The following is a 13761-nucleotide window of genomic DNA, read 5'->3' on the forward strand; positions in this document are numbered from 1 at the left end:
TTTTTAAAACAAAGAGTTTTGTACAAAAGGTACTTTTACAGCATCAAGATTTGCTAATGCTATCTTATAATATTCTTCTTTAATTTCGATACCAATATAATTTCTATTTAATTCGTAAGCAGCTACACAAGTCGTTCCTGAACCAAGAAATGGATCTAAAATGATGTCTTCTTCATCAGAAAACAATTTAATAAACCATGTCGGTAAAGACTTAGGAAATGCAGCACTATGACTTTTATTACTACATTCTGTTGGTAAGTGTAAAACGTTTGTAGGATAAGCCATTTCTCGACCAACCCAATTAGCAATATTTTTACCAAACCCACTACCAACTTGAGAATTAAATCTAATTTTGTCATTATCACTTAATTTATTGAGGCGTGTTTTTGCCCAATCACCTGTAGGAACCATAACCGCATCTTGATTCATTTTAAATTTCTTTTGTTTATTAAATTGTAAACATCTTTCCCAAGCATCCCGAAAGCGATTAGACCACTTACCAGGTGTACAATTTTTTTTGTGCCAAATATATTCTTCTGTCCATAACCATCCTTGTTTTTTTAAAGCTAAAATAAGCTCAATAACATAGGTGTGACGTTCACAATTTACAGCTTTTTCTTTAATATTTAAGATAAAAGTTCCATCATCTCTTAAAACTCGTTGTAACTCTTTAGCTATTGGTAAGAACCATTCCACATAATTATCAGGATGAATACCTCCATAGGTACTGCGGCGACTATCTGCATAGGGTGGAGATGTTACAATTAGATTAACTGAAGCGTCGGGAAAATTTTGTAGAACTTCTAAACAATCTCCACAAAAAATTTTATTTTTCCAGTCATCTAAATTTTTAATATGAGAGTAGTCTAGAGATTGCATTTTAAATTTCTATAAGTTGTTGTGAAAATTTTAACACAATTGTTATCAATGTTATTATACTAAGTCTCTAAAAGAATTCTACAGATATTTGATCCCCCTAAATCCCCCTTAAAAAAGGGTACTTAAATGTCTATTTGATCCTCCTAAATCAGTTCTATCAGACTTGCTATGCTAAAGGAATAATTAATAATACAGCTATTGCATTATTCTACAAGAACGAGCGTCCGACGAGCTATAGGTTGCGTAGGCAACCTTTGTTTATCTAGCTTAACTCTTTAGTTAAGGTTGCGCTCTAAAGTAAAATGTAGATAGTGTAAATATTTATCAGGAAAATTCTGTGACAGTTAGAGTTCGTATTGCCCCCAGTCCTACCGGAAATTTACATATTGGAACCGCCAGAACCGCTATTTTTAATTGGTTATTTGCCCGCCATCATCAAGGTACTTTTATTTTACGGGTTGAGGATACAGATAAAGAGCGATCGCGTCCAGAATATACGGAAAACATTAAATCTGGTCTAACATGGCTTGGTTTAACCTGGGATGAGGGGCCATTCTTTCAGACAGAACGGTTTGACTTGTATCGTCAAGCTATTCAAAGCCTGATTGACAAAGGCTGTGCTTATCGTTGTTATTGCACCTCCGAAGAATTAGAACAGATGCGGGAGGCACAAAAAGCCCAAAACCAAGCCCCTCGCTATGATAACCGTCATCGTCATTTGACGGAAGCTGAATGTTTAGCCTTAGAAGCTGAAGGCCGAAAACCGGTAATTAGGTTTATTATTGACGATAATCGGGAAATTTCCTGGAACGATCTGATCCGAGGTAAAGTGGTTTGGAAAGGCAGTGATCTCGGTGGGGATATGGTGATCGCCCGTATGCCGGAAACTGAAGGAGAAGCCTTCGGACAACCCCTTTATAACCTAGCTGTGGTGGTGGATGACATTGATATGCACATCACTCAGGTCATTCGCGGTGAAGACCATATTGCTAATACGGCTAAACAAATTTTATTGTATGAAGCTTTAGGGGCTAAGGTTCCAGACTTTGCCCATACTCCCCTAATTTTGAACCAGGAAGGGCGTAAACTCTCAAAACGGGATGGAGTGACCTCTATTGATGACTTTCGTAATATGGGCTTTTTACCCGAAGCTATGGCTAATTATATGACTTTATTGGGTTGGACTGCCCCCGACTCTACCCAAGAAATTTTTACCATTTCTGAAGCAGCGCAACAGTTTAGTTTAGAAAGAGTTAACAAAGCTGGTGCTAAATTTGATTGGGATAAATTAGACTGGATTAATAGTCAATATCTTCATAAAGTGCCGGCCAATGAGTTAGTTGAATTAGCGTTTCCTTATTGGCAAGGGGCTGGATATGAGGTAAATTTAGAACAAGATAGAGCATGGTTAGAACAATTAGCGAAGTTAATTGGGCCAAGTTTAACCCGTTTAACCGATGCAGTGAAAGAAAGTCATTTATTATTTGGAGAAACTGTTATCTATTCTGAGGAAGCAATGGCTCAAATTAAACAAGATGGAGTCAAAGAAATTCTGGAAGCTGTTCTTGAAAGTTTGAATAATCATCCTGAGTTAACCTCAGAAAATGCTCAACAGATTATTAAACAAGTAACGAAAACATTTAATGTGAAAAAGGGGTTAATTATGCGTTCTTTACGAGCAGGTTTAATGGGAGAATTACACGGACCTGATTTAATTCAATCTTGGTTATTATTAAATGAAAAAGGATGGGATAAAACTCGTTTACAGGACGGTTTAAGTCAGATTTAAACTAGATAATCTACATAACTTACACAGTAGAAATGCCTGTAGGGGTAATTCATGAATTACCCCTACACGAAACGCAAGGGAAAATATAGCAACAGTTATTACTATTTTTCAATAGTTTCCCGTTTAAAACTTACTTTTAAATCTGGTAAATCTGAATTTTGAAGACGTTTACGAATTTCCTCAATAGCCAATTCTAATGACGGAAATTCTGGATTAAAGCCAAAAGGAATCCAAGCACTATATTCGATTTTTTCAAGTTTGATATTAACTTTCGCGGGTACAATATATTTTCTAGGTGAAATATAAAATTTTGTCATAAATCCTTCTCCGTTACTTAGTTTACCAGCAGGTAGAGCAAAGTCTTTTAAATATTCTTCAACCAGTAGCCAGGCTTTTGTGTCAACATTTGCTAATAAATAAACAAGATTAAATTGAGAATAAGCACCTTTTGTTGTCTTATTATCCAGCATTCCCTCAACTAAATTATAATAAGGCTGTTGACCATTGCCACTAAAAGTCTTGATATATACTCCTATCCGATCTCTGAATTTAGGAAAAGTAATGATTTGACCTTGATCATATTTATTTGGTTCAATTCCTCGACTCAATAATAATTCGTCAATTGTTGTAAATTCTGAAGTAATAAATTTAGATTTAATCGGTGTAGAACGACTCCCAACTCCTCGTTTTCCTGTCTTATAGTCTTCACTAATTTGGGTTAATTCTTTGCTTGCGCCTTCATGATCTATGGGTTCGTTAAAGAGTAGTTGAATAAGATCTGAAGTGTAAGGGATTAATCTTTGTAAATGCAAAGCATAACTTTGTTGATTATCTGCCTGATGTTGTATTTTAGTTAAAGCTTCTGGGGTCAATGTTCTAATAGATTCCTGTGCTAATGTTGTTTGCGTATATTGTTTTAATTCTCTTATTTCTTGCGTCAAAAACCATGTAAAAGAATTAATTTCAATTGCATAATTATTCACTGAAAGTCTGTATTGTCGAGCAAATTGTACACTTTCCCACTTATGAGCATAAGCTTTACGACTCATGAATGGTTTTTTGATCAGTGCTTCTTCTTCTTCTAATGATTCAGGTTTAAATTTTTCTTGAAAATCATCATCATTTAAAGCTATATGAATTACATTTAAACCCAATACTTTTTTTTCTGCTAACCATTGAGATCTCATTTGAGACTCTATCTCTTTTCTCGGAGGTTCTACCCCTAAAATAACGGCAAAATCAGCGATCGCAGCAATAGTTTCTCTGAGTAGTGTTTCAGTGGGGCGTAGGGTTTTTGTTTTGACTGAAGTAGCGTTTAAATAGGGATTATATTGGCTAATACGTTGCTGTTCTATATGATCTAATTGACTATCATCTACTTGCTCATAATAAATAGTAAAATATTTCTTTTTCTGGGCCTCTAGCTGATAAATACGATGATGAGATTGACCTTGCCAACGTTTACGAAGATTTTTCGCTTTTCCTATATACCAAATGGTCTTAGTTTCATCTAAAACGTAGTAAATTCCTGAATATTCAGGCAGTAATTGTTTAGCGTGTAAAGCAATCCTGGGAAGTTCTAAAATAGATACATCAGCAATCATGTTACTTATCTCTCACGATCATGTTATCTTTATGGTAATTTCAGTATTCCCAATATGATGAGGATAATTGCTATCAAGACTATGGGATGGTATTGATTTCTGAAGAAATCCGCTCCATTGAAGTCTTTGATAAATTTCTTCAGATTTTTCTGCTAAGTCGGGGTCATCAGAAAAACAACCAATGAAATCACTATTTCTTAATTGTGCTAGAGGATCATCACTATTTGATGTGGTTTCTAACGCATTTTACAAGGATTTATCAGTTTTAAAATAAGCGGTAATTTCGGTTAAAAGTTTTTCGACTAAAGCTAATTGTTCAAGATTTAGATTATCCAGAGTTTCTGTTATTCTGTGTTTTATTTCTGTACTTTCCATTGATAATCAATCTCACTTTATTCAATATAGAGACTAGGTATTGCTTGATCATATAATAAAATAACCTCAACTCAATAAAATTATGATGAGTCTTAAACTCCCTACTGAACTTCTGCAAACAGCGCAAATGACTGAAGCAGAAATGCTCAAAGAAATTGCTATAATGCTTTATCAGCAACAGCGTATTCACTTGGAACAAGCAGCCCAAATTAGTGGAATGGCAATCGATGATTTCTATCAATTGCTAATAGGTCGCAATCTCATTACGTTACCCACTGACCCCGACGACGAATCCAACGAACTTATCCTCGCTAGTCTTAACACTTCCCTTCAACAAGCTAAAGAAGGCAAATTACATCCTATCTCTGAACTGTGGGATGACATTGATGTCTGAAGAAATCCCCGATCTTAAAATCTTTTTCTTCGATGATTTCAAAAGTAGACTTCGCACCCTTGCTAAACGTTATCGTAGCATTCGCAATGATCTACAACTGATTCTTATATATGCTAAATCTGACCAAACTGACATTACAACTAACCATATTCGAGATATTATCAATAAGTTTTACATCCTAAGTTCTACCGAACTTAGGATGTAAAACGATTAAAAATTACAGGCTTAAACCCGATCGGGTTAAGCTATAGGAACTAAGCCTGGCTACCCAGGTTTAAAATTAGGCTGTGTAGACAGCCTTTGTGCTTATAGAATAAGGCTTTAGCCTGTATTGATTTATTAATTTGACATGACAAGTTCGGTAGAACCACAACTCTTAGATATTGCCTTGCTAGATGTTAATTCTTATTTAAAACTCTTGGAGAAGAAATAGCAGGGGTACTTCCTGGTCTTAAGCGGTTAAATACATCACTTAAAGGAACATCAGCATCAGCACCTACTAAATAAAGAGTATTCGGTTCTTGACTAATATATTGTCCATAAGCTGAGGTTAAAAAGGGACGATAAGCCTCATTTTTAGAGACATAAACTTCAGCAAAACCCACTAATATAGAATTCGCATATTCATCAAGAATTTGTTGTTTAGGAAGGGTTAAATCTGGAAAGGAATCAATCAAAGCTTTAATACTAGCATCCAATTGAGAAAAATTAACGTGAGCTTGTCCTTTTACTAACACTAAATATTTATCAGCCGTATTAACCCAGACAAATGCTTGTAATTGTTCAATGACAGCAGGAGTTGCAGGGTCACTACTTCCCGCTCCGATCATAACCGGAATTTTGACCTGATTTAATCCTTGTGACCCGAAAATAGCACTCGTAACCGGATTAATTACTAGGGCAGATGTCACCCTTTCATCCCGAAAATTATACTCTTTACGGGGCAATTCTAAGGCTCGACATTGAAGCAATAAAGAAAGATTTGGCCCCCAAATTCTTCTACCACAAACTTCTTCTAATTTCTTAAAATCAATGGGGGCCCCCGCAACAGCTAATGCACCATATCCCCCGAAAGAATGACCCATAACTCCGACATTTTTTAGCTCCAAACGTCCGCCAAATTCTCGATTATTACGCACTTCTAATTCATCAATAACATAACTAATATCTAAAGGACGATCAATAAATTCATTAACATTATATAGCTCTCTAGATAGACCTGCTAACATATTCTGTACCTGTTGAAAATCACTCCCAGGATGTTGAGGTAAAGCTACTAAATAACCATAAGATGCTAACTGTTTAGCGCGATCGCTAAAATCTTGGGGCCGAGAAGCTAACCCATGAGAAATGATAACTACTGGAATTTTACCTTCTGGAAACTTTTGAGGTTGGAATAATAACACATTAAATGTTCTTTGACGCTTCTCATCTTTGAGGGTTAGAACTCGTTCAGGTGCTACCCCATAGGGGCCCGGTTGACGAATATCAGGAAGGGTAGAAAAATTTACAGGAGTCTCTTTTTTGGCTTGTTGGGCTGATAATTCTCTCATTTCCTCGATAACTGAATCTGTTCCCCGTCCTAAAAGATCAACATAATCAGCAGTTTGCAAGATATCTTTTAAATTAAACTGCATATTAACCGGAAGATTATTAAGAACATTAAGTAGGGTTAGTCCTTCTTTTTGATCCAGTGCTGCTTTGATCATTGCACCTCGTAGGGCAAACTTACCATTACGTCCCCCGCGAATTGAGATCAGATATCCTACTCTTTCTAAAATAGCTTCTCCAGTGGGAGTGTTGAGAAAACGAGACATTTGTACCGCATTAATGTCAGCGCGTGTGTTTAAGGCCTCTCGAAACAAAGCTTTTTGCTCGTCATCAACCCCTGCTAGACGCATATAATCAGCTAATTCACGAGTAACCACCCCTTCTCTCGCAAAGGTGTCCAAGGAATCAATGCCTAAAGATATATTAATGGGGCCAAAAATAAAGTGCAATCTTTGGCCAGCTTGAAGGGGAAGTGCCGTTAAAATCGCCGCCAGGGTTCCTAAAGTTAACTGTTTGAAGGTTTTGCTCAATAAACGTTTTGGAAGCAATTTATGGCTCAGCATAGTAGTTATCAGAGGCTTGTTGATTCTGTCCTCAAATACTATAACAGTAAGGGTTATCAAAAGAGTTACTTTCTTATAATTTCGAGTCCAAACAGCCATTAAATTGTTAAAATGGGGGTTGGGTTGAACGATAGTGAAACCCAACAAACCCCCTATGCTATCCCTCTTGCGTCAGAGTGGATTAAAACCCTGGTTTTTCCCTAGTTGAAATGACTTGCCTTCGTTAAAATCTCGTAAGATGACGGAAGATGGCTAAGCTGTTGTGCATTTAAACTGCTTATTGGTTAAATTGAAGGAAATAGCTACAACTCTCTTTCTTTTTGCCTTTTGCCTTTTGCCTTGCTAATACGCATTTTAAATGCGTATTAGCTTATGTTGGGTTTCGTTCCTCAACCCAACCTACAAAAATTGATTATCCGTCAACAGTATTGTTGAACATTTTATGTCTTCAAATATACCTGACTCAGATAATAATATAAATCCTTTTAGATTTTAGATTATAATTAAATTACATAAGGCAATCAAAATTAGGTAAATCGTTATGATAAAAGTCAATGAAACAGTTAATTCTGATGAACTCTTAGCATTAGTTAAAAAAGCTGAAATTGAAGGAGAAAGAATCATTATAGAAAAAGAAGGTCAAGGAAAAGTTGCCATTATTAATTATGCAGATTTAGAATATTTAGAAGCTTTAGAAGATGCTAGAGATTCTGAATTATTACGTCAAGCAGTTGAAGAAAGCAAAGGCCAACCTAGTGTGACTTTTGATGAATTATTAGAAGAATTAGGTTTAAATATTGAAGATTTAACATCGGGAGATGAAGATGAATAAAGAATATTCATTTATCATTGAATCTTCTGCTAGAAAAAGTTTAAAAAATCTTCAACCAAAATTTATCAAGCAGATTGTTTTCAAAATATTTACCTTGCAAGATAATCCCTTTCCTCAAGACTGCAAAAAGTTAAAAGGGTATGAGAAAGGTTATCGAGTAGATCAAGGTGAATACCGAATTTTATACACAGTTGAGAATGATAAAATTAGAATATTTAAAATTGGTAAGCGTAATGATGATGAAGTATATCAAAATTTGTAAGATTTATTTTTACTCGTCTTTAGTAAAACTATTGATGATATTGTAAAATCATAATAGAACTAAAATTATCGGTCATTAATTCTTTCCCATAATTCAGAAATAGGTCTAGTTTTACCTTGCTTAACATAGACCTTAACTCTAAAGAGTTAAGCTATACAAACAAAGGTTGCCTACGCAACCTAGAATGAGCGTCCGCGCAGGCGGACTTAGTCTTTATAGGATAAGACATAAGGTCTGTCATTAATTATTAATTTAGCATAGTAAGTCCGATAGAACCATATTTTCCATAATATCAAAGACTAACTCCGTTTTAATTTAGCCCCTAATTCCCATTTAATACGATTAAGAATCGAGGTTTCATCTAAAGACAATAAAATACTTTTAACCACCGATTTCGGCCCATCTGGCCCCCAAGATGCACCATTAGCTAAATAACGTTTTGTTACCTGTCCAATCGCATAACAAGAAACCCCGGCCACACTACCTTGAGTAATAGCAACTGACACATAAGGAAACAAAGAAAATCCCCCCGTTGCTGGTGCAGCTAATCCTAACATTCCTTTGACAGAACTTAACCCCAAAGAAGCAAGAAACTCACTGGCACTAATTCCCCCCATACTAACACCAATCTTTTGTAAAAGAGCGATCGCCCCTTGTTGAGTCATAGAGATACCATAAAGACGAGATAAACTTAAAATCATGGCAACATCTATCACGGCCCCTGTTAATAAATCTATCACCGTCACAGGATTAAGAGCAATGGCCATTGCTTTAGTCATCACCGCTTTTTGTATTAATTGATTAGCCGCATTTTCCCTAATTTCTAATTTTCTGGCGACAATTTGTTCATTAACTTCATCAGCATATAACATCGTATTAAGAGCAACTAAAGATTTACCCTCTCGGTGCAAAATTTCTAAAATTTTCAGTTTTAAAGATTCAATCTGTGGCGTTCCTCTGAGTCTTTGTTGCTTAATATTTCCGCTTTTATCTTGTGTTACCTCTGTCACTAAAGGACAAGCCGCAATCATGACAATTTCATCAGCAGAAAGTAATTCTTTGACTCGATCATCCCTAATTTTTTCATAAATTGCTAAGCGATCAACTTCAGGATATTGATCAATTTTATTAAAAGCTAAAATCATCGGTTTTCCCGCTTCTCGTAATTGAGATAAAGCCTCAAACTCAACTTTTGTCATATCTCCCGCAATAATAAATAAGATTAAATCTACCTGTTTAGCCATCTGATGGGCTAACATTTCTCTCGTTTTTCCATCAATTTCATCAATACCAGGAGTATCAATTAATTGTATTTGAGAATTACCCCATCCCGATAAAACTAATCTTTGTACACCCTGTAAACTCTGATCTTCTTCTAACTTCCAATTAGCTGTATCAATAGTTTGAGTTACACCATGAAGGGGCCCAGTTGCAAAAATAGATTGTCCTAATAAAGCATTTAAAACCGAAGATTTACCCCTACCTACCATACCAAAAGCAGCAATTTGTACGACTGATTGCTCTAATTTTTCTAACATTTCTGTTAGATGATCGAGTTCAAATTCTAAACCGATTTGTTCCTGAGAAGTTAAATCTAGACGATTAACCAAATTTCTCAAGGTATCTTGTGCTTGTTTATAGTTTAATTCTTCCTGAATCGCTTCAAAACTCAGAATAGTTTCATCTAAGTCTGAAAAATTCCATTGATCATCAAAAGTTGGCTCAGACATTCCCTAATTTATAGTAACAAGTGCATAATTCTATTATCAATCAAATGACAATATAAGTAAGTAGACAAAATTAATTACACAAAAATAGAAGTTAGGGAACAATTAAGTTGCGATCGCCCCCTTGACTCTCCCGACATCTTGCTAGAAAATGTATGATAAGCTATAATCTTTAATATAGTGGGTTAAGACGCGCCCTAAAACTTATTAGTTTGCCCTCAAAATCGTTGCTTCGTCTAACCCACCCTAGGAATCATAAGCTTTAATTATTATTTAATACGTTTTTTGTGACGTTCTAAACTATCTTGTAATAAGTTGAGGACTTCTGTTGCGCTCGCAATAACTTGATTGGGACTAAAACCAGCTTGAGCAAGTTCTTTATAGAAAGATTTGGCGACAATTTTAGCTAATTTTGTCGGATTAGAATGAAGTGCGACAGCAGGTTGTCGATTATTTTCGATAACATCTCTAATAACAGCAACTTCAACAAATTTTGAGCGCATAATAGTTTGTAATTGGGCTATTTGTAAAGATTTACCAACAAATAAAGCAAAAATTTCGACTATATCTAACTCATCTTCAACAAAGCTAGGTCGTTCTAAAGGAATACTAACATTAATTACTCCAACTACTTGTTGACTTAAAATAATAGGGACAGACATTAAACTATTATGACCCTCATCGAGATAACGAGCATTAGTAACAAACTTAGATTGAGTAAGATCCTTAATTAATAGGGGTTCTCTCGTTGCTGCGACGTAACCAGCAATGCCCTCATTAAGTTTAGTCACTTCTGCGTAAGCTGAAGTAGGTAAATTTCCGTAATGAGTAAATACTCGCAGATAGGGGTCATTGACGGAATCGTCAGATTCATCAGAAAATAACATGATAGAACAACGTTGAGATCTCAAAATTTGGGCTGTCAGCTTAGCCGCCTCAGCTAAACCATTTTCTAAGTTAATCGGTTCTTCTAAGAGGTTAGATACCCGAACCAATTGAAACATAAAGTTATTATCGTCGTTCATATGTACTCTCCAGATAGTAAGTATACTTTAATACTTACCGATTTCCTTGAAAACGTTAAAAAATTTTTCTTGAGGTCATGTTAATTTAGGGAAGATTTTGGGAACATTAGAATTATAGCCCCTTACTCTTTATGAGTCGTGATGAGTAATGTTTCAGAAGTTCGTCATATCTTAGTAATCGCTGACCAAAAATCACGAAGAATTGTTCCTTTAGCCCAGAGCAATTATTCTATTGGTCGTGATCCTAATAGTAGTATTTTATTGTATGATCGGCAAGTTTCTCGCCATCACGCCACCCTTTTACGAATTAATGATGTTCAAAATGAACAACCTTGTTACCGGATAGTTGATGGAAATTTACAAGGAAAAAGAAGCACTAATGGAATTACCATTAATGGTAAATATTGTCTATCTCATGAATTACAACCAGGAGATTTAGTTCGCTTTGGGAGTAAGTCTCAAGCTAATTACTATGTGATTGCTAATTCTGAAGAATTAGATTTATTAAAACAGGGAAATAATCTAGGGAATAAAACTTCTGAATCTAATCATTTAGATACTTTTCTTAACGATCATACGATCATGCCTTTAGAGGAACTTTTCATTGAAGATGAGGAAGAAAACCAAGAAACAATGAGGTTTGGCAAGGTTTGTCAAACAAATAAGCCTAGTCATCAAATTGATCTTTCTTCCTTAATTGATTCAAATCCTTATCCCATTATTGAGATAAATTTTCCTGAAAAAATAACCTATATCAACCCAACAGCAAAAGTTAAATTTCCTGATCTCAATGAGGTTAAATTAGACCATCCTATTTTACAAGGACTGGTTTTAAATTCATCGGGAAAAGATGAAACTTACTTAGTGCGAGAAGTTAAAGTAGATGAAGATTATTATGAACAGCATATTTATTATGCAAAAGATAATAATTCCCTTATGACTTATTTGTTTGATATTACTAAATATAAACAAAGAGAAGAAAAATTAAGAGCGAGTAAAGATCGTTATCGTTTGTTTCTTGAACAAGGAACAGAAGGAATTTTATTAGTCGATAGACAAAGCAAAAATATTATTGAAGCAAATCAAGCTTATTGTAAATTATTAGGTTATAGTAGTGCCGAAATTATTGGTCTAAGTCTTTATGAATTAATTGCCTTAGAACGAGAAGTCATTAAACAAGAATTAGTTCTAGTTACCGCCGAAAAACCCTATATTATTAAAGAATCTCTCCATCGTCACCGTAACGGTTCTTTAATTAGTGTTGCTGGAAAAATTAGTGAGACACTTTATCAAGGACAAGAAGTTTTTTGTTTGGTAATACGAGATATTTTAGAACGGAAACAAGCAGAAGAAAAACTGAAATATCAGTCTTTACATGATCCCTTAACTAATTTACCGAACCGTCTTTTATTAAATAAACAATTAGCGATTGCTTTAGCCCATGCTCAACGTCATCAACATCTCTTAGCGGTTATATTCCTTGATATTGACTCCTTTACTCATATTAATAATACCTTGGGTCATACCATTGGTGATCGGGTTTTACAAAGCTTTGGAAAAAGACTAGAATCTTGTGTTAGGACTGGTGATACAGTATCAAGATGGGGAAGTGATGAATTTACCTTACTCTTACCTCAAATTAGCAATACAGAAGATACAATTAAACTCGCTCAACGAATTTTTGATAATCTACAACGTCCCTTTATTATCGAGGAACATCAATTAAAAATCAAGTGTAGTATCGGTATTGCGGTTTATCCTCAAGATGGAGAAAACTCAGAGATTTTACTGAAGAATGCTGATGCGGCGATGAATCGTACCAAAGAACAAGGACGGAATCATTATCAATTTTATAGTCCTAATTTAACCGATGAATCTTCTCTATTATTAAGAATAGAAAGTCTCTTACATCAAGCAATTGAGAAAAAACAATTTTATTTACATTATCAGCCCCAAATTAGCCTAGCAACAGGTAAAATAGTAGGAATGGAAGCCTTATTACGTTGGCAACATCCATCTTTAGGGGTCATTCCTCCGCAAAAATTTATTCCTTTGGCCGAAAAGACCGATTTAATGTTACATATTAATAAATGGGTGCTGAAAACTGCTTGCGCTCAAAATCGTTCTTGGCAAAAAGACGGTTTACCCTCCATACCCATTGCTGTTAACCTTTGTAGTCGGGAGTTTCAACAACCTAATCTAGCAGAAATTGTGGCTAGAGTTTTGGATGAAACCGCATTAGACCCTCAGTGGTTAGAATTAGAAGTGACTGAGTTAACCTTAAGACAACATTTGAATTTAGCGCGTAAAACCCTCAAAGATTTACAAAATTTAGGGGTTCGTATCGCTTTAGATGATTTTGGTCGCGGTTTTTCTTCTTTAGGCTATCTCAAACAATTTTCGTTCCGTACTCTTAAAATAGATCAAGAGTTTATTCGAGATTTTCGAGGAACATCAGAGGAAATGGGCTTAATTTCAGCCGTTTTAGCTATTGGACGCGGATTTAATATTCGAGTCGTGGCCGAAGGTGTGGAAACACCAGAACAACTTCAGCTATTACGAGAAATTGACTGTCAAGAAGTACAAGGCTATTTATTTAGTTATCCTTTATCAGCAAAGGAGGCCACAGAATTTTTAGGAAAAATGGCCAGAGAACCGTAAATATTGAATTGTTGAATAAACCTGGTTCTACGGGATTTGCTATGCTAAACTGATAATTAATAAAAAGCTAAAGCCCTTTCTCATACCGCCTAAGCGGTT

12 protein-coding genes are annotated in these 13761 nt (G+C 35.3%); 6 read left to right on the forward strand and 6 right to left on the reverse strand.

What is annotated here, in order from left to right:
• Window positions 1–3: 3 nt before the first annotated feature.
• Entirely contained in the window at window positions 4–879 is an 876-nt protein-coding gene (locus AsFPU1_RS05205) for a DNA-methyltransferase (RefSeq protein WP_124978365.1), read from the reverse strand.
• Window positions 880–1216: 337 nt separating this feature from the next.
• Between AsFPU1_RS05205 and gltX the strand changes: the two genes are divergently transcribed.
• Window positions 1217–2668: a glutamate--tRNA ligase gene (gltX, locus tag AsFPU1_RS05210; RefSeq protein WP_124978368.1), complete on the forward strand. Its 1452-nt coding sequence runs from the start codon at window positions 1217–1219 to the stop codon at window positions 2666–2668.
• A 101-nt stretch (window positions 2669–2769) separates the two neighbouring features.
• Here gltX and AsFPU1_RS22485 read toward each other — a convergent pair whose 3' ends face one another.
• Window positions 2770–4272 carry a GIY-YIG nuclease family protein gene (locus AsFPU1_RS22485; protein WP_174715374.1) on the reverse strand — a complete coding sequence of 501 codons (1503 nt, stop codon included), beginning with the start codon at window positions 4270–4272 and terminating at the stop codon, window positions 2770–2772.
• Window positions 4273–4518: 246 nt separating this feature from the next.
• The gene (locus AsFPU1_RS23285) at window positions 4519–4647 is read right to left on the reverse strand and encodes a hypothetical protein (RefSeq protein ID WP_265415795.1); all 129 of its coding nucleotides are present in this window, start codon (window positions 4645–4647) and stop codon (window positions 4519–4521) included.
• An 85-nt stretch (window positions 4648–4732) separates the two neighbouring features.
• Here AsFPU1_RS23285 and AsFPU1_RS05225 point away from each other — a divergent pair, with 85 nt between their 5' ends.
• Window positions 4733–5041, forward strand: coding sequence for a UPF0175 family protein (locus AsFPU1_RS05225; RefSeq protein WP_124978527.1), 309 nt, complete (start codon window positions 4733–4735; stop codon window positions 5039–5041).
• On the forward strand, window positions 5034–5246 hold the full coding sequence (locus tag AsFPU1_RS05230; protein ID WP_124978370.1) for a hypothetical protein: 213 nt from the start codon (window positions 5034–5036) through the stop codon (window positions 5244–5246). Before AsFPU1_RS05225 ends, AsFPU1_RS05230 begins: the two co-directional genes overlap by 8 nt.
• A gap of 193 nt (window positions 5247–5439) precedes the next feature.
• Here the strand turns inward: AsFPU1_RS05230 and AsFPU1_RS05235 are convergent, their stop codons facing one another.
• Window positions 5440–7155 (reverse strand): alpha/beta hydrolase, encoded by a 1716-nt coding sequence (locus tag AsFPU1_RS05235; protein WP_124978372.1) that lies wholly within the window; start codon window positions 7153–7155, stop codon window positions 5440–5442.
• A gap of 541 nt (window positions 7156–7696) precedes the next feature.
• Here AsFPU1_RS05235 and AsFPU1_RS05240 point away from each other — a divergent pair.
• Window positions 7697–7987: a type II toxin-antitoxin system prevent-host-death family antitoxin gene (locus tag AsFPU1_RS05240; protein WP_124978374.1), complete on the forward strand. Its 291-nt coding sequence runs from the start codon at window positions 7697–7699 to the stop codon at window positions 7985–7987.
• Entirely contained in the window at window positions 7980–8249 is a 270-nt protein-coding gene (locus AsFPU1_RS05245) for a type II toxin-antitoxin system RelE family toxin (protein ID WP_124978376.1), read from the forward strand. Before AsFPU1_RS05240 ends, AsFPU1_RS05245 begins: the two co-directional genes overlap by 8 nt.
• A gap of 299 nt (window positions 8250–8548) precedes the next feature.
• Here the strand turns inward: AsFPU1_RS05245 and AsFPU1_RS05250 are convergent, their stop codons facing one another.
• A complete protein-coding gene (locus tag AsFPU1_RS05250; protein WP_124978378.1) occupies window positions 8549–9979 on the reverse strand; it encodes a GTP-binding protein in 1431 nt (476 codons plus the stop codon).
• Between the two features lie 266 nt (window positions 9980–10245).
• The gene (locus tag AsFPU1_RS05255) at window positions 10246–11001 is read right to left on the reverse strand and encodes a GAF domain-containing protein (RefSeq protein WP_124978380.1); all 756 of its coding nucleotides are present in this window, start codon (window positions 10999–11001) and stop codon (window positions 10246–10248) included.
• A gap of 141 nt (window positions 11002–11142) precedes the next feature.
• Here AsFPU1_RS05255 and AsFPU1_RS05260 point away from each other — a divergent pair, with 141 nt between their 5' ends.
• Entirely contained in the window at window positions 11143–13662 is a 2520-nt protein-coding gene (locus AsFPU1_RS05260; RefSeq protein WP_124978383.1) for an EAL domain-containing protein, read from the forward strand.
• The last annotated feature ends 99 nt before the right edge of the window (window positions 13663–13761 follow it).

Source organism: Aphanothece sacrum FPU1 (assembly GCF_003864295.1).
GTDB lineage: Bacteria > Cyanobacteriota > Cyanobacteriia > Cyanobacteriales > Microcystaceae > Aphanothece_B > Aphanothece_B sacrum.